The organism is Bacillus cereus group sp. BceL291 (assembly GCF_051776705.1).
In the GTDB taxonomy this organism is placed as follows: domain Bacteria; phylum Bacillota; class Bacilli; order Bacillales; family Bacillaceae_G; genus Bacillus_A; species Bacillus_A cereus.
The window spans coordinates 77,099-94,354 of record NZ_JBPWAP010000018.1; the positions used below are offsets into that span (position 1 = coordinate 77,099).

Genomic DNA, 17,256 nt, shown 5'->3' on the forward strand with positions numbered 1-17,256 from the left:
AATTTATTTTATCTAAAATGTAGTGTAAAAGAGGATTCGCTTACATTGCAAGTAAAAAGTAATGACTATGTATTTGTCATAGAAATTCCCTATCAGCCGTGTACCCATTCATGATAGAATCGTTTTGTTATGAATGGAAATAGAGGTGCAATGGACATATGAATCATATACAAACAAATTTTTCATCTTTCTTCAATAAAATTACAATCGGTGCGATGCTCGCATTTTTTGTTTATAGTTGTTGGGCAGCATTTGAGACAAGTAAGCAATTTTTTGGAGGAAGTACAACAAGTGTAACAATCATATTAGCAATTTTTATCATACTTATTTTGTTAGTGGCATCAATTCTACAATATCGTTTTACAGATAAACAATTTCTTATTTTTCTTATAAGTATATCTATAGTTGTGAGGGTTAGTATGCTGTTATTTGTAGATGCTCCAATAATTGGTGATATGAAAGTGATGTATGAGTCTGCAAAGCAGATTGCAATTGGTAATAATATAGGGACTGTAACTCATTTGCCTTTTATTATATATGAGTCGGTAATTATTCGTATATTTGGTGATTCATTATTCGCTTTACAACTATTTAATATGCTATTTTGCACAGGAACAGCATTATTTATTTATCGTATTGCGGGAATGGTTTTTGGAGAAGAATGCGGTCGTATTGCTTCTATCTTTTATGCTCTGTATATTCCAAATATATTCATGAGTTCCGTATTAACTCCTGAATCACTTGCAATATTTTTATTTTATTTTGCTTGTTACATACTTTTATATAAAGGATTAGATCATCCTTATATGTGGGTGTTTTCAGCGATTTTATTTGCATTTAGTAATATGGTTTTCCCAATGGGATTATTTCTTCCTATTTTTATTACGGTATATGTATTATTAATCGAAGTATTTCAATCAGCAACGAAACAAAAGGTGTTACTAAAAATGATAGGGATACTTATTCTATTTTATAGTGCCCATTTTAGTGTGAATTATGGAATTAAGGCAATGGGATTGTCACAATATACGATTTCAAATGAGACGTATGTTCAATCTGTTTTAATTGGAAAGACGCAACATGAAGAAAAAATATCGAAAAATCAAAGTGTAACAGAGCATATTGATCAAAAGTTAAAAGAGATTGAGGGAGAAAGATTTAAACTTTTAGAGCCGATGATAAATCAGTTTTCAGATGAAGGGGTAAATTCTATTCTTTTCAAATGTGAAAAACTGATATATATAGCCGTAACATTGTTTATGACTATAGCTCTATTACACTTCCTTATTAAGAAACAACAAAATGAGGGATATATGTTGTTCTTATTTTTAATTAGTGGCTACGTATTGTTAAAGCTCTTTCAAGTAGATATGGCATATTACAATGTAATTATGCCGGCATTGTTCATTTTGCAGAGCTTTGGTGTTTATATGAGTTATGTGTATTGTCAAAAAATATTTTTCAGAAAATAAAAAGAATCCATTCTGGATTCTTTTTTTGATGGAAGATGAAATTTAGTAGTCAGTGCAGATGAAAAGTATGCCTGACTTGAATTTGATCCCGCTATTTTCCAGGCAGTAAGACCCCCACCTCAAAATCAGCGAAAGCAAAGAAGTTAGGTGGGGGGCGGGCTGCCCGTAAAAGCCCGATTGGTGAGGGCTGATAATCAACGGGGGATGAACAAAACCCCCGTTGATTAAAGTTTCACTTTATCTTATCGATTTAGTTCTAGTTGTAAATTATCGGCTGTTAGAGCCATTTGTGAGGAATCATCTTGAATTCCTTTCATTACTTGTGAAATAGCTTGTAGCTCGTGTTCAATTTTCTTATTCTGTTCTTTTGAGTTAGACATATCTTTTACAATTTCTTGGAAGTATCGATCTGTTGCTGACATACTATCCGTTCCTTCCGATACGAGAGAGCTAATTTGTTTCACGGAAGACGAGACACGGGTAATTTGTTCATTTGTTTTTTCAACGAGCTTTGTAACGTTAAATATAGATTCTTTCGTTTGCTCTGATAATTTTCGAATTTCACCAGCAACAACAGAAAACCCCTTCCCAAATTCTCCAGCACGTGCAGACTCGATAGCTGCATTTAGTGCGAGTAAATTGGTTTGCTCCGCAATCGATTTAACAATATCTATGATTTCATTAATTTTGTTAGAAATATTAAGGAGTTCATGAGTATCTGTAATAATCGTTTCCATATTCATTTGAATAGATCCCATTCGTTTGTTTTGCTGGTTTAATTGTTCTTTCCCTTTATTGGCTTTTTCTTCAGATGTTGTAGCTAATGATGTACCTGTTTTAGCAATCTCTACAATAGTTTCAGATTTGGCGGTTAGTTTTTGAATAGAAGAGCTTGTTTTTTCAGATACAGCAGCTAGTTCTGTTGCGATATGCGTAATTGTCATAGCAGTTAGTTCTTTTTCTTTCTCATGCTCTTTTTGCATTCTTTCATATTCAGATTCATAAGCTGCAAGAACAAGTTCTTGTTCAAGAGTAAATAATTTATTTATAACATTTATAGAATAGGAAAAATCATCGATTGTTGTTATTTTTGTTTGCAAAATCTTCATGATAGAGCGGAACAATTCTTGATAAGCAGCAGTATACCATTTTCGATGTAAACCAATTTGTACATGCCTTTTGGCAATCCTAACACGCTGTTCAATAAAATCTTCATGCATATTGCCGCTGAATAATTCTTTAATATGTGTTTTTAAAGTTTGTTTTAGTTTTGGAATAGAGCTGTAACGTTCAATAATAGTAATTAAATTAGGTTGTTTTGTAATGTTGGCATAGAATTTTTCAGTAATCCAATCAATTTCTGCATAAATAAAAGGCTGTAGTACTTTTACAACTTGTAAATCTTCTTTTGAAATATGTAGCATATCCATTTGAATTTTTAATTCAGAATTAGTAGGGACATTAAAAGTTATTTGTTGGTCCTTACTTAATTCGATTATACTGGCATTTGTTTTATTAATATTTTTTTTGAAAACCCCAAGCATCATTCTTCCCCCTGTATATAAAACGTTTTCAATTTTAAAACTAATATAGAGTAATTATATATGCTTATATATAATTACTCTATATTAGTTCGTTGAATAGTATATAAATTAAGAGAATTCTAGATAGAATTCTCTTAATGGCCTTTATTAATTTTAGCATGTGTTTTAAAGAAAACAGGGAAATGAACATTATATATTACAGTGACGACACGAATAATGAATGTTACTAATAAACAAACATAGAAAGCTAACACGTGCGCCCCCATAGCGTGTGTGATTAGGAAGCTAATTGCTCCTAAGATAGAAGCGATTGCGTAAATCTCTTTTCGGAATACGTAAGGGATATCTTGAGCACAAATGTCACGCAAAATACCGCCTCCAATACCTGTAATGACTCCCATTGAAACAACTAGAAATGAGGCGTCAACATGATGTGACATTGCCGCATTTGCACCAATAGCTGTAAAAACACCTAAGCCAACAGCATCAGAAAGCATAATAACGACTTGAAGTTTATTGATGCGCTCAAAAAACATACAAGTAAATAATGCTGATAATACACTTACGAAAAAGTAAATGGGTTTTACAAATGCGACAGGGGGCAGGTTACCAATCATGATATCACGAATAATACCGCCGCCGAGCGCAGTAGCTACAGCTAAACAAAGGACACCAAATAAATCTAAATCTTTTTTTAAACCAACTAATGTACCAGAAATGGCAGCGGCGATAATGCCAAGAAACGTAAATATATCGATTAATAACATGGCCTTAATCCCTTCCTCTTAAAGATGTTCCAGAGAAAAAATATACACTAAAGTATTGGAAATAACAATTACTTTTCGCTACATGTAGAAAAACGGATAAAATTCATAAAGAAAGCGTTTGAAAATGTTTGGAAAATAGCCATAAAGTAATTTGAAAAAGATATGAAAAGATTAATTTTACATTTTTTGATGTTGTTTATTTGGTAAAACATTACAATTATAGGTAGGTTATTTATATTTGTATAAAATGATAAAAAAATATTTATATACTGACAAAAATAAGGGGATGGTTGTTAGATAGATTTTATAAAAATAGGGGAGTATAGCTAAAGGACGATAATTTCTATTACTGATTAATACTTGTCCTGGCTAGTTTTAGCTGGAAAAATAGTTCTCGATTTGAATATGAGTTATGTTATAATTGCTAGGTGTGTTTGAATGATAAAAAATTATGATTAAAAGATAATGTTAAGATTTTGTATGGAGGTCTTGGAATGTTAGCAAATCAAGCTAGGGTTAGATTTGAGCATTTTTTGCTCTTTTTTATTATTTTACAGCCTGTTTTAGATTTATTAACGTCTCTTAGCATCACTTTATTAAAGTCAAATGCTACCGTTGGAATTTTAGTAAGATTCCTTATTATGGCTGTTGGTGGTATTTACATTTTAATTCAGGCAAAAGAGAAGGAAAATAGAAAGTTTTTAATTTATCTTATATTGTTAGCCGGAGTTTTAGGGATAGGATTTATTAATAACAAACTAGTTAAGGATCCTATTGTACTTAGTGAAGAGGTTAAATTCGTTGCGAAAGCATTATATATATATATCATGCTGGGATCATACATTTTAGCTTTAAAATCATTGAAAAAGACAGTTAATATTAGTGATAAGGTTCGAAATAGTATTGTATATTCTACATTAATCATTAACGCAATTATGGTTATTTCTATTTCAACATCTACTGACTTTGGTAGTTATGAATGGATGAAGGTTGGTTCTCGAGGTTGGTTCTATGCAGGGAATGAACTAGGTTCAATCTTAGCTATTATTTTCCCTATTGTAGTACTATATTCTATTCAAAAAACAAAGAGCTGGAAACACATTCTATATTGGATTCCATCACTTTTAATGATTTATTCGCTAATTCAAGTTGGTACAAAAGTAGGAATGGGCTCAATTGGTGCTACGCTAGCGGCAGCAATCGGGATTATTTTACTACAATTATTATTTGATAGAAAAAATCCGAACAAAAAATCCCTTGCACTTAATGCAGTAATTGCTATTGTCCTATTAGCTGGTGTAGTCGGAACGTTTAAACAAACGCCATTAGCACAAAATATGGGTATTCACAATAATTATTTATCAGAGCAAAATGTGGCACAGCAAGGTCAAAAAGAAAAAGAAATTAAAGAGAAGCTGAAAAAAGAGCAAGAACTTAAAGCAAAAGAAGAAAATCATCATAAAGTTGAAAAGCCAGAAGAAAAGGCGAAGATAGAAGAGGAAGTTAAGAAAGAGCTTGAGAAAGAGCAAAAGAAAGAAAATCAAGAAAATCTTATTTTCAGTGGACGTCAAGTATATGAAGAAAGACATAAGCAGTTCTTTAAAGAAGCGCCAATGTCACAAAAGTTATTAGGAATGGGTTATGCAGGTAACTTTAAATACAATGAACAAAAGCAGCCAGATCCAAAACTAATTGAAATGGACTTCCATGATTGGTTTTATGATTTCGGGATTATTGGCTTTGTATTACTAATGATTCCATTTATTTATTACGGGCTAAGAATTCTACTAGCATTTGCTACGAGATTTAAGGACATATTTAATATAAAATATGGAATGATTTCAGCAAGCTTATTGTTAGCGTTAGGTATTGCTTATATTGCAGGACATATTTTAACAGCACCAGGAGTTGGGATTTACTTTGTAGTGGTGTTAGCTTATCTAATAGTAGACCTAGAAATTGAATGATAAAAATAAAAGCTAACTTTTGTTAGCTTTTATTTTTTAGTACAGTAAAATAAAAATAGATGGAAACGTAGCGAGGATTTAAAGGAGGAAAAAATATGAAAATATTGCATATGAATGCAGGAGCAGAAGATGGGGGAGGGAAAACACATATTATTTCACTTCTCGATCAGTTTCCAACTGGTGAAGTAGAATTAGCAGTATTTGAAGATGGAATTGTTGCGAAGGAAGCAAGGGAGTTAGGGATAAAAGTCCATGTGTTTTCACAAAAATCGCGCTATGATTTATCCATTTTAAAGAATATAAGTGAATTTATTAATAAAGAAAAATTTGATGTAGTTCATACACATGGCCCTAGGGCTAATTTCTATGTTTCTTTAATGAAAAAGAGAATAAAGGCAAAATGGGTAACGACTATTCATAGTGATCCATTTCAAGACTTTACTAAACAGGGCTTAAAAGGTTGGATTTTTACGAAATTAAATTTGAAAGCCTTAAAAAATATAGACTTATTTTTCGTTGTAACAAATAGATTGAAAAAAAGCCTGGCAGCATTAGGTATTTCAAATGAAAAGATGCATGTTATTTATAATGGAATTGAATACGATAAGGAAAAAGCAGAAGGCTATAATAAAAAAGAAATGTTCAATATTGATGAAGATGTATTTACGGCAATCCAAGTAGCACGATTACATCCTGTCAAAGGACATGAAGTTTTATTCGATGCGTTACAACAAACAAAATTAGAGAAAATTAAAGTATTATTAGTTGGCGATGGCCCATTAGAAGAAAATCTAAAGTCATTAGCTACTGAAAAAGGGATTAACGATAAAGTAGAGTTTTTAGGACATCGTCAAGATGTAAAACAATTATTTGCGTCGTCACATGTAAATTTATTAACTTCCCATAGTGAAGGGTTCCCACTAGTTTTATTAGAAGCGGCAAATCAACGCGTACCATCAATTGTGACTAGGGCTGGAGAAATTGAACCATTAATCGTAGATGAAACTTACGGATGGATTGTGCCAACAGGTGATGGAAAGGCATTAGCATTAGCTTTAGAAGAAGCGTATGATAAGTGGAAAACTGGAGAGTTAGCAGCAATGGGTAAACATATTTATGAGCATGCTACTATGAACTTCTCACTTCAAAAACTATATGAAGATACAAAGGAAACATATAAGCAATTAATAGCGAAAAACTTGTAACGATAGAGAGGATAGTTAACTATGGCAGTACAAACAGTTGATATTCTAGGCGTTCCTTTTTCTACAATGACAATGGATGAAACGGTCCAATATTTAAAAGAACAACTAGAAGCGGAGCGAACTCATACGTTTCAGGTAGTAACAGCAAACCCTGAAATTGTTATGTGCGCAAAAAAGGATGAAAAGTTCTATCAAACATTATTGAATACAGATTTAATTACACCTGATGGTATTGGGGTTGTAAAGGCAAGCGGGATGCTTGGTACACCTTTAAAAGAACGTGTAGCAGGTTTTGATTTAATGTGTAATTTACTTGCGAAGTTATCAGAAGATAGTAAGCCGGTATCTGTTTTCTTATTAGGTGCAAAGCCGCATGTTGTACAAGCTGCAGCAGATCATTTAACAAAGACATATTCAGCTGTATCCATCGCCGGTATACAAGATGGTTATTTTAAACAAGAAGACGAAGAGAATATTATTTCTCGCATTCAAGAAGCAAAACCAGATTTATTACTTGTTGCACTTGGTTTCCCGAGACAAGAGAACTTTATACAAAACAATAAGCATCGTTTAGAAACGAAAATGGCTGTTGGAGTAGGTGGAAGTTTAGACGTATGGGCTGGAGAGGTAAAACGTGCACCAAAATGGATTCAAGCAATTCATTTAGAGTGGTTTTATAGATTATGCAGTAATCCAACACGCTGGCGTCGTCAGTTAGTATTAGCGGAATTTTTAAAAGAAGTAGTGCGTTCGAAAAAGTAGCGAAATATCGCTGCTTTTTTTATTTGTTCATTTTTAATAAATTGAAACTTTAATCAGTGAGGCATCCCCACAGATTATTAGCTCTCACCAATCGGGATAGACGTTTTACTTTTTGGGAATGATGAAGGAGAATTTTTTACACAAAAGTATTTTACTTATACAATTCACACATGTAAAATGATGTGTAAAGACACCTGTGTGAGGAGGACTTCTAGTGGGCAAGGTTAAAGAAATTTCGAAGCGCAAACTACTAGGTATAGCTGGGCTTGGATGGCTATTTGATGCAATGGATGTTGGAATGCTTTCATTTGTAATGGTAGCCTTGCAAAAGGATTGGGGATTAAGTACGCAAGAAATGGGCTGGATAGGCAGTATTAACTCAATCGGTATGGCAGTAGGAGCGCTTATTTTTGGGATACTATCAGATAAAATAGGGCGAAAATCAGTCTTTATTATTACATTATTATTATTTTCTATCGGTAGTGGTTTAACTGCATTAACAACAACACTTGCGATGTTTCTCGTTTTACGCTTTTTAATTGGTATGGGGCTTGGCGGAGAGCTTCCGGTTGCCTCTACACTAGTATCAGAGAGTGTTGAAGCGCATGAACGTGGGAAAATTGTTGTGTTATTAGAAAGTTTTTGGGCAGGTGGATGGCTAATTGCAGCTCTTATCTCGTATTTTGTTATTCCTAAATATGGTTGGGAAGTTGCGATGGTATTGAGTGCAGTTCCAGCATTATATGCTTTATATTTAAGATGGAATTTACCGGATTCCCCAAGGTTTCAAAAAGTTGAAAAAAGGCCATCTGTTATTGAAAATATAAAATCAGTTTGGTCTGGGGAATATCGTAAAGCAACAATTATGCTATGGATTCTATGGTTTTGTGTTGTCTTTTCCTATTATGGAATGTTCCTTTGGTTACCGAGTGTAATGGTGCTAAAAGGATTTAGTTTAATAAAAAGTTTCCAATACGTACTTATTATGACATTAGCTCAACTTCCAGGATATTTCACCGCTGCTTGGTTTATTGAACGTCTCGGTCGTAAATTTGTTTTGGTTACGTATTTAATTGGGACAGCTTGCAGTGCTTATTTGTTTGGGGTTGCGGATTCATTAACAGTATTAATCGTGGCAGGTATGTTACTATCCTTCTTTAACTTAGGTGCTTGGGGAGCATTATACGCCTATACACCTGAGCAGTATCCAACGGTTATTCGTGGTACAGGTGCAGGAATGGCAGCAGCATTTGGTCGTATTGGTGGTATTCTTGGGCCACTATTAGTGGGATATTTAGTTGCTTCAGAAGCTTCACTATCATTAATATTTACGATTTTCTGTGGATCAATTTTAATTGGTGTATTCGCTGTAATAATACTTGGACAGGAAACGAAGCAACGAGAATTAGTATAAAGTGAAAATTTGAACGTATCCCTGACCGTTTATTATCCTACACTACTCGGCTCTTTATAGGCAGTTAGTGCGGGATAAAAGGGGAGAGGAAACCGAAGTGGTTTCCTTTTTTCTGTTTTTTTAGATAAATAATGGTATAGTAAGAAAAAGGGATTATTTCTTATAAAAGCGAATGTATACAACAGGACATATGGACAAAGAATTAGGTGGTTGAAGAAATGAAAATTTTACTGATCATGGAAGAGGCAGAAGAGAGAAGAGAGTTAGCTGAAAATTTCACTGAAAATATGAGAAATGTAGAATGTTTTGAAGCAAAGACAGGAACAGAATCTTTATTTATGATGAAAAAACATATACCAGACTTTGTTTTTTTAAGTTCCAAATTACTAGATGGTACTGGTTTTGAATATGCAAGTTTATTACGAGAAATAAATTGCTATACAAAATTTATTTTTGTAGGTGAAAACATAGAAGAATCTATTACAGCTTTTCGTTTCCAAGCATTTTATTATTTATTGCGACCATTTCGTGAAGAAGATTTACAATTTCTTTTATATAAAATAGGTAAAGAACAAGGTGAGAAAGCAAAGAGTTATTTGCGAAAACTACCGATAGAAAGTCAAGAGGGTATACGATATATTCTTCCAGAAGATATCGTATATGTAAGTAAAAATAAAGAAAATAAAACTGTTTCAATTTACACAACGAATAATCAGTATATTTCAACATATACACTTCAGGAATTAGAAAATAAGCTAAATGCATATGATTTTTTACGTGTACATAAAAGCTATTTAATTAATATGTCATATGTAAAAGAACTGAAACCTTACTATAATGGCACGTATAATTTGTATTTAGATAGGTATGATGAGCAACCGATTCCAGTCAGTCGTAATTATGTAAAACGCCTTCGAAATAACATTGAATTATAGTAGGTAATGAGAGTATTTTAACATGATAAACTGAAAATCCTTCATGATAGGGAGGATTCAAGTTAAATATTCAGAAAATTTAGTACAATCTCCACTAAGAAATAGTATTGGGGGAATTGTATGTGAAGACATTGAAATCGATCTTACTTTGGGGCATTATTACAGCAGTAGGAGCAGGTGCTTTTGGGGTAGTAGCTTTATCACAAGGTGAAACCATTAATGCTGTATGGCTCTTAGTAGCTGCCGTATGTGTATATGCAGTTGCTTATCGCTTTTATAGTAGATTTATAGCGAGAAAGGTTTTTAATTTAGATGATAATCGGCAAACACCAGCCCATACATTAAACGATGGGAAAGACTATGTTCCAACAAATAAGTGGGTATTGTTTGGACATCACTTTGCAGCGATTGCTGGGGCGGGACCTTTAGTAGGACCGATTTTAGCAGCACAAATGGGATATTTACCAGGAACCATTTGGATTATTGTTGGGGTAGTTGTTGCGGGGGCTGTCCAAGATTTTGTCATTTTATTTGCTTCGATGAGACGTAATGGTAAATCGTTAGGAGAAATGATTAAGGATGAGATTGGACCTGTTACAGGACTAATTGCAATGATAGGTATTTTAGGAATTATGATTATTTTATTAGCAGTATTAGCGTTAGTCGTAGTAAAGGCACTAATCGGAAGTCCTTGGGGAATGTTTACGATAGCAGCAACGATTCCTATCGCTATTTTAATGGGAGTTTATATGCGCTATATTAGGCCTGGTCGTGTTGGAGAAGGATCAGTAATTGGTATTATCCTACTTATTTTATCTCTTGTTGGAGGACAGTATGTAGCAGAAAATCCAACACTTGCAAGTATGTTCACATTTAGTGGTGAAACAATTGCTATTATGCTTATTGTATATGGATTTATCGCATCGGCATTACCAGTTTGGATGCTTTTAGCACCACGTGATTATTTAAGTACATTTTTAAAAGTCGGAACAATTGTAGGGTTAGCAATCGGTATCTTAATTGTAGCACCAGATTTACAAATGCCAGCAGTTTCGAAATTTATTGATGGAACTGGTCCTGTGTTTTCTGGAAACTTATTCCCGTTCTTATTTATTACTATTGCTTGTGGTGCAGTGTCTGGATTCCATGCTCTCGTTTCATCAGGTACGACGCCGAAGATGATCGAGCAAGAGGGACACGCACAGCCAATCGGTTATGGAGCAATGTTAATGGAGTCGTTTGTAGCAGCGATGGCGATGATTGCGGCTTGTGTATTAACACCGGGAACGTATTTTGCAATTAATAGCCCCGCAGCACTTATCGGTACAGATGTTTCGCAGGCAGCTCAAGTTATTTCCTCATGGGGATTTGCTATTACACCAAATGAACTAAAAGATCTCGCTGTAAATGTTGGAGAGCAAACAATTTTATCACGTACAGGTGGTGCGCCAACATTAGCGATAGGTATGGCATATATTTTCTCACAAGTAATAGGTGGAACGGCCATGATGGCATTTTGGTATCATTTTGCGATTCTCTTTGAAGCTCTATTCATTTTAACAACAATTGATGCCGGAACGCGTGTCGGCCGATTTATGATTCAAGATATTTTAGGGCATGTATATAAGCCATTTGGGAAAACGGATTCTACATTAGCGAATGTAATCGCTACAACATTATGTGTATTAGGGTGGGGATATTTCTTATACCAAGGGGTAATAGATCCGCTCGGTGGAATTAATACATTATGGCCACTTTTCGGTATTGCAAATCAAATGCTAGCAGGTATTGCATTATTACTTGGAACGACAATTTTGTTCAAAATGGGAAAAAAGGCGTACGTTTGGGTAACACTTATTCCAACTGTCGGGTTGCTGATTGTAACGATGACGGCGGGATATCAAAAGCTATTTCATGAAAATCCTAAAATTGGATTTCTATCGCATGCAAAGGTATTTCAGGGAGCATTAGATGAGGGAAAAGTGTTAGCGCCAGCAAAAAATGTTGCTCAAATGAAGCAAATTATTTTCAATGATTATATCGATGCAGCGCTTTGCGGAATTTTTATGATAGTTGTAATCGCTGTGTTAATTTCAGCACTTCGAATTTGGATCCAAGTATTAAGAAATAAGCCAATGCCGTTAAAAGAGGCACCATATATTCCTAGAGATGAAAGTGAGTCGAGGAACTATGCTTAAAAAGTTGTGGCAAGTATGGGGTGAAAGAAAACGCTTTATTAGTTTGCTCGTTGGGGTACCAAGTTATGAAGTATATGTGGAGCATATGAAAAAGCATCATCCTGAAGAAGAGGTTGTATGTCAAAAGCAATTTTTTGCTGAGGCACAAGAAGCAAGATTTAATGCAAAGGGTGGAAAAATATCACGCTGTTGTTAATGAAAAAGGGCGAGTTTTCGCCCTTTTTATTTTTTTGCTGTTTCACGTGGAACAGCAAAAATAAACAAAATATTTGGGAATTAAAGGTATTTCGTATACAATAAGGTGAGGAAGGGGATAGATGGAAAAGTAGGGAGATTATTTTATGTTAAGGGACTTATTTGTAAATACAACAATTATTCTTTCCTTTATTTTTATTGGAGGTCAGCTTTTAAGGGATAAGCCGTTAAAAGAAGGATTCTCTTTTGGGCAGAAATGTGTAGTAGGCATTTTTACTGGGATACTAGGTATAGTATTAATGTATTTCAGTGTTCGTGTTGGTACCATTCTATTGGATTTACGCTACTTAGCTGTTATTCTAGCTGTTATTATTGGAGGACCGATAGCGAGTACCATAACAATTGGTATGATTTTAGTAACTAGGCTGTTGTTTATGGATTATTCATTAGCTTCTCAAGTGGCTTTTTATACAATCATTGCGATAGGAATAGGGAGTATCTTTATTTCGCGCATGAAGCTTTCTTTAGGGGGAAAGTGGGTATGGTTACACACATATATTTTATCTATTCTAATCCCAGCGTTATATATATGGTTAATTAAAGAGATCCACATAGTGGGATTATATTTAATTTCTAGTATTATTACAGGTTACATAACATTCATAAGTGCAAATTATGTTTTACAATCCAATGAGTTATTTCAAAAGATGAAACAATACGCAACGATAGATGCATTGACAGGTTTAGGAAACGTAAGACAGTTTGATTTAGAGATGAATCGTCATATTAGTAATAAGAACATGAAAAATGATTCGTTTTGTTTACTACTTATAGATATTGACCACTTTAAGTATGTAAATGATACGTACGGGCATCCTGCAGGGGACGAAGTGCTAAAACAAGTAGGATGTATTTTACGAGAAACTTCACAATTTCCAGATTTGGCTTTTCGAAAGGGTGGAGAGGAGTTTGCACTTTTGATACCGAATAAGGGATTAGCTTACGGAATTCTTACGGGCGAGCAAATTCGTACAGCTGTTGAAAGTCACTCATTTCAATTGTTAGATGAAACGAAAATAAAAATTACAGTTTCGGTGGGGGTTTCAGAATATGAAGAATCACCGGAGCAATTTATTCAAGCGGCAGATGATGCGTTATACTACTCGAAACGAAATGGTAGAAATAAGGTCAGCTCTGTATCTTAAAGATAAGATGACCAGAAGACATAAAGCTTATAAAAAACACTCACAGAGGCAATGTATGAACTTTGTGAGTGTTTTTTATTTATATATTAGACAAGTTCTTTTGATACAACAAATTTACGATATGCACCATGGTGAGTTGGACCTACGTATTCGTTAATATTGAATGAGTAACGAATAGCAGCTGTGATGAATTCTTTAGCAGTTTTTACTGCTTCTTTCACAGGTTTTCCTTTTGCAAGTTCTGCTGTAATTGCAGCAGAATATGTGCAACCTGCGCCGTGTGTATTTGTCGTATCAATTTTTTCTGATTCTAGAAGGTCGAATGTTTCTCCATCATATAGGACGTCGATTGCAGTTTCCGTACCAAGTTTGCTACCGCCTTTAATTAGGACGTATTTCGCACCTAAAGCATGGATCTTTTTCGCTGCTTCTTTCATGTCTTCAAGAGAATTAATCTTTACGCCACTTAATTGGTAAGCTTCAAATAAGTTTGGTGTTACAACTAATGCCTTTGGAACAAGAACGTCACGTAAGCAATCATTCGTTTCAGGATGTAATGCTTCATCAGCACCTTTACATACCATAACAGGGTCAACTACTACATTTTTGAAATTGTGCTTTTCGATTGTTTCTGCAACCATTTCAATAATTTCTACTGATCCAAGCATACCTGTTTTTAAAGCGTCTACGCCAACACCTTCAATTGTTGTTTCTAATTGTGGTTTTAATGTAGAAGCTGGGATTGGAAATACGTTATGTGCCCAACCGTTATGTGGATCCATCGTTACGATTGTTGTAAGAGATGTCATTCCGTATACGCCCAGTTCTTGGAATGTTTTTAAATCTGCTTGTATACCAGCACCGCCACTTGTGTCAGAACCAGCGATAGTAAGTGCTTTATTTAATGTCATTATGAAAGCCCCCTCGAGTGATATAATGAAAACTATGTTCTCACCATTATATCAATGTTACGAATAAGTACAAAGTGAAAAGTAGATGATTTATTTTAAGAGCTATTTAAAATCTTGTATGCAGGAGACTGAGTATGTTTCGAGATAATCGTACAAATGAATTAGTTATATTAAAGGAAATTGCAGAAACATTAAATACATCAAATGATACATATCATGTATTGCAAGCTGTCCTAGAGAAATTACTAAGTGTAACAGGTTTAACGACAGGATGGATTTTTCTTGCGGATGAAAATGGGAAGTATACGAAGTTAATTGATTATCAATTACCAGAGGCACTTACATATGAAAATAAACGCCCGATGTGCGAAGGTGAATGTTGGTGTTTACGAGGTTTTGTAGATGGAAAATTAGAGAGAGCCGTTAATATTATTGAATGTAAAAGAATTAATAATGCAATTGAATATAATTGGGGGGATACGGAGGGCATTCTTCATCATGCTACGGTTCCTTTAAAAGCTGGGGGAGAAAAATTTGGGTTGTTAAATGTTGCAAGTCCGGGTAAAACACATTTTTCAGAAGAAGAATTAGTATTACTCCAATCGGTTGCCTTCCAAATTGGTACGGCTTTAAAGCGAACAAAATTATATGAAAATGAAAAGAGAAGAGCACATTATTATGTGAAATTAGAGCGTTTCATTCAAGATTTAAAAACGATTCATAAGTTTAATGTACTACCTGAAAAAGTGGTAAATCACGTAGGTGAAGTATTTCAATGGAATCAAGTAGCGCTTTTTATTAGGGAGGAAAAAGAATTATCTCTGCGAGCGTCTTACGTTCAGGAAGAGTTAAAAGAGGATATAAAAGAGGCGGCCAAGAGGGCGTTAGAACAAGATGAACCAGTTCTAATAAAACATCAAATAGGACATAATGTACATCTAAATCGAGCTGTTATTGCTACACCAATACATATTCAAAACCATATATTTGGTGTTTTATGTGTTAGCCTGAATAATGGAGAGTTTGATGCTAATACAATAGACGTAATTCAAGCATTATCGAACCATGTTTCGTTAATAATAGAGAATTTGAGGTTAAACGAGCAGCGCCGTGAACTTGTGCGAATGGAAGAAAGAAATCGGTTAGCAAGAGATTTACATGATTCTGTTTCGCAAAAATTATTTTCATTAACCTTCATGACAAAAGGCGCCGAGGCAGTTTTAAAAGGTAAAAATGAAAAGGTAGATCAATCTTTGCATGAGATGCGTGAACTTGCGCAAGGAGCTTTGAAAGAAATGAGGACATTAATTTGGCAGCTTCGTCCGGCGGGATTAGAAAAAGGATTATTGCCCGCTCTAAAGCAGTACGGTGAAAATTTGGGACTGAAAATTAGGGAGCAAGTTACGGGTGTTCGTGATTTACCTCGTGTAGTAGAAGAAGTTTTGTGGCGCATAGGCCAAGAAGCACTGAACAATGTAAGTAAGCATGCAGGTATAAAAGAAGCGACGATTTATTTTACAGTGAATGAGAAAAATGTATCATTAGAAATAGTTGATCAAGGAAAGGGATTTGTGGAAAAGAATATAAAAGAAAAGAAATCACTAGGTATGACTACGATGCGTGAAAGAGTAGAATTAGTTGGTGGAACAATTAAAATTGTAAGTAGTAATAAACGAACGAGCGTAAAAGTAAATGTACCATTATGATGTGAAAATGAGGGAAGTTTGTGAAAATAAAAGTATTGTTAGTTGATGATCATACAGTCGTTTTAAAAGGATTAGCATTTTTCTTAAGTACACAGGAAGATTTAGAGTTAGTTGGAGAAGCGAATAATGGGAAAGAAGCGTTAGTGAAAGTAGGAGAAACAACTCCCGATGTTATATTAATGGATTTATACATGCCTGAAATGGATGGTGTTGAGGCGACGGCATATATTAAAAAAGAGTATCCAAATGTGAAAGTAATTGTATTAACTAGCTTTTCTGATCAGGCGCATGTGTTACCTGCATTAAGGGCTGGAGCAAGTGGGTATATTTTAAAAGATGTAGAACCAGATCAGCTTGTTGAGGCTATTCGAAGCGCATATAAAGGTAATATTCAATTACATCCGGATATAGCAAATGCTCTTCTCTCTCAAACATTACCTGTAGAAGAAAAGGAAAAAGAACCTTCTATTCAAGTGGATGTGCTAACAGCGAGAGAAAATGAAGTATTGCAGCTATTAGCGAAAGGGATGAGCAATAAGGAAGTTGCATCTGTTTTAGTTATTACAGAAAAGACGGTTAAGGCGCATGTAAGTAGCATTTTGAGTAAGTTGAATTTATCTGATCGTACGCAAGCGGCATTATATGCAGTGAAAAATGGAATTGTATAAGACGAAAGTCGTAAGACCAAGTTCGCCTTTGGAAGGTGGACTTTTTTTATGGAAAAATACGTCTATGTGAGGACGAAATTGTCATTATATAAAGATAAAATATGTTTGTAAGCAACAAAACAACAATTACAAGGGATACCTTTTTTGAAAGCATATAACAACATAAGAGTGAGTACTAGGAGGAATAAATAATGGCGTGCGAGACGTTCTCGATTAAGTAATGCGCAAGCATAAGCGACAACGAGGACTGTTCTAGATTGTAGAAACAACAAAAACAATTAAGAGCAGGATAACTGTTCAGACGAGT

General features: G+C 34.4%; 14 protein-coding genes and 1 pseudogene. 11 read left to right on the forward strand and 4 right to left on the reverse strand.

What is annotated here, in order from left to right; all coding sequences use genetic code 11:
* The first annotated feature begins 158 nt into the window (after positions 1-158).
* Positions 159-1,472 (forward strand): ArnT family glycosyltransferase, encoded by a 1,314-nt coding sequence (locus ACS2CR_RS14165; RefSeq protein ID WP_153602648.1) that lies wholly within the window; start codon positions 159-161, stop codon positions 1,470-1,472.
* A 242-nt stretch (positions 1,473-1,714) separates the two neighbouring features.
* On the opposite strand, the gene ACS2CR_RS14170 is transcribed toward ACS2CR_RS14165, so the two are convergent.
* From ACS2CR_RS14170 to ACS2CR_RS14180, 3 genes and pseudogenes are all read right to left on the reverse strand, one after another.
* Complete coding sequence (locus ACS2CR_RS14170; RefSeq protein ID WP_370512974.1) at positions 1,715-2,455, reverse strand: methyl-accepting chemotaxis protein; 741 nt, start codon at positions 2,453-2,455, stop codon at positions 1,715-1,717.
* A 15-nt stretch (positions 2,456-2,470) separates the two neighbouring features.
* Positions 2,471-3,019 (reverse strand): annotated as a pseudogene (locus tag ACS2CR_RS14175) (protoglobin family protein); the annotation flags it as partial.
* A 131-nt stretch (positions 3,020-3,150) separates the two neighbouring features.
* Positions 3,151-3,783, reverse strand: coding sequence for a trimeric intracellular cation channel family protein (locus ACS2CR_RS14180; protein ID WP_000924369.1), 633 nt, complete (start codon positions 3,781-3,783; stop codon positions 3,151-3,153).
* A gap of 494 nt (positions 3,784-4,277) precedes the next feature.
* On the opposite strand from ACS2CR_RS14180, the gene ACS2CR_RS14185 reads away from it, so the two are divergent.
* From ACS2CR_RS14185 to ACS2CR_RS14220, 8 genes are all read left to right on the forward strand, one after another.
* Entirely contained in the window at positions 4,278-5,750 is a 1,473-nt protein-coding gene (locus ACS2CR_RS14185) for an O-antigen ligase family protein (protein ID WP_000880749.1), read from the forward strand.
* 95 nt (positions 5,751-5,845) lie between these two features.
* Positions 5,846-6,955, forward strand: coding sequence for a glycosyltransferase family 4 protein (locus tag ACS2CR_RS14190; protein WP_000697464.1), 1,110 nt, complete (start codon positions 5,846-5,848; stop codon positions 6,953-6,955).
* A gap of 21 nt (positions 6,956-6,976) precedes the next feature.
* Complete coding sequence (locus ACS2CR_RS14195; protein ID WP_053513764.1) at positions 6,977-7,717, forward strand: WecB/TagA/CpsF family glycosyltransferase; 741 nt, start codon at positions 6,977-6,979, stop codon at positions 7,715-7,717.
* A gap of 214 nt (positions 7,718-7,931) precedes the next feature.
* Positions 7,932-9,131 (forward strand): MFS transporter, encoded by a 1,200-nt coding sequence (locus ACS2CR_RS14200; RefSeq protein WP_000521077.1) that lies wholly within the window; start codon positions 7,932-7,934, stop codon positions 9,129-9,131.
* 218 nt (positions 9,132-9,349) lie between these two features.
* Entirely contained in the window at positions 9,350-10,066 is a 717-nt protein-coding gene (locus ACS2CR_RS14205) for a LytR/AlgR family response regulator transcription factor (protein WP_000698256.1), read from the forward strand.
* A gap of 122 nt (positions 10,067-10,188) precedes the next feature.
* The gene (gene cstA / locus ACS2CR_RS14210) at positions 10,189-12,264 is read left to right on the forward strand and encodes a carbon starvation protein CstA (protein ID WP_000854295.1); all 2,076 of its coding nucleotides are present in this window, start codon (positions 10,189-10,191) and stop codon (positions 12,262-12,264) included.
* Positions 12,257-12,460, forward strand: a complete 204-nt coding sequence (locus ACS2CR_RS14215; RefSeq protein ID WP_000914504.1) for a YbdD/YjiX family protein — start codon at positions 12,257-12,259, stop codon at positions 12,458-12,460. Before cstA ends, ACS2CR_RS14215 begins: the two co-directional genes overlap by 8 nt.
* 145 nt (positions 12,461-12,605) lie before the next feature.
* Positions 12,606-13,664 carry a GGDEF domain-containing protein gene (locus tag ACS2CR_RS14220; protein WP_000942900.1) on the forward strand — a complete coding sequence of 353 codons (1,059 nt, stop codon included), beginning with the start codon at positions 12,606-12,608 and terminating at the stop codon, positions 13,662-13,664.
* Between the two features lie 86 nt (positions 13,665-13,750).
* On the opposite strand, the gene pdxK is transcribed toward ACS2CR_RS14220, so the two are convergent.
* On the reverse strand, positions 13,751-14,575 hold the full coding sequence (pdxK, locus tag ACS2CR_RS14225; protein WP_053513766.1) for a pyridoxine/pyridoxal/pyridoxamine kinase: 825 nt from the start codon (positions 14,573-14,575) through the stop codon (positions 13,751-13,753).
* A gap of 134 nt (positions 14,576-14,709) precedes the next feature.
* On the opposite strand from pdxK, the gene ACS2CR_RS14230 reads away from it, so the two are divergent.
* Together ACS2CR_RS14230 and ACS2CR_RS14235 are read left to right on the forward strand one after the other, a co-directional pair.
* Complete coding sequence (locus tag ACS2CR_RS14230) at positions 14,710-16,281, forward strand: GAF domain-containing sensor histidine kinase (protein ID WP_053513768.1); 1,572 nt, start codon at positions 14,710-14,712, stop codon at positions 16,279-16,281.
* A gap of 20 nt (positions 16,282-16,301) precedes the next feature.
* Entirely contained in the window at positions 16,302-16,949 is a 648-nt protein-coding gene (locus ACS2CR_RS14235; protein ID WP_309567714.1) for a response regulator transcription factor, read from the forward strand.
* Positions 16,950-17,256 lie beyond the last annotated feature (307 nt).

Excerpts from the sequence above, each read along its gene's own strand:
- ACS2CR_RS14165 (WP_153602648.1), top strand. The coding sequence starts at position 159 with ATGAATCATATACAAACAAATTTTTCATCTTTCTTCAATAAAATTACA.
- ACS2CR_RS14220 (WP_000942900.1), top strand. The coding sequence starts at position 12,606 with ATGTTAAGGGACTTATTTGTAAATACAACAATTATTCTTTCCTTTATT.
- ACS2CR_RS14185 (WP_000880749.1), top strand. The coding sequence starts at position 4,278 with ATGTTAGCAAATCAAGCTAGGGTTAGATTTGAGCATTTTTTGCTCTTT.
- ACS2CR_RS14205 (WP_000698256.1), top strand. The coding sequence starts at position 9,350 with ATGAAAATTTTACTGATCATGGAAGAGGCAGAAGAGAGAAGAGAGTTA.
- ACS2CR_RS14170 (WP_370512974.1), bottom strand. The coding sequence starts at position 2,455 with ATGCAAAAAGAGCATGAGAAAGAAAAAGAACTAACTGCTATGACAATT.
- pdxK (WP_053513766.1), bottom strand. The coding sequence starts at position 14,575 with ATGACATTAAATAAAGCACTTACTATCGCTGGTTCTGACACAAGTGGC.
- ACS2CR_RS14230 (WP_053513768.1), top strand. The coding sequence starts at position 14,710 with ATGTTTCGAGATAATCGTACAAATGAATTAGTTATATTAAAGGAAATT.
- ACS2CR_RS14180 (WP_000924369.1), bottom strand. The coding sequence starts at position 3,783 with ATGTTATTAATCGATATATTTACGTTTCTTGGCATTATCGCCGCTGCC.
- ACS2CR_RS14215 (WP_000914504.1), top strand. The coding sequence starts at position 12,257 with ATGCTTAAAAAGTTGTGGCAAGTATGGGGTGAAAGAAAACGCTTTATT.
- ACS2CR_RS14195 (WP_053513764.1), top strand. The coding sequence starts at position 6,977 with ATGGCAGTACAAACAGTTGATATTCTAGGCGTTCCTTTTTCTACAATG.
- ACS2CR_RS14190 (WP_000697464.1), top strand. The coding sequence starts at position 5,846 with ATGAAAATATTGCATATGAATGCAGGAGCAGAAGATGGGGGAGGGAAA.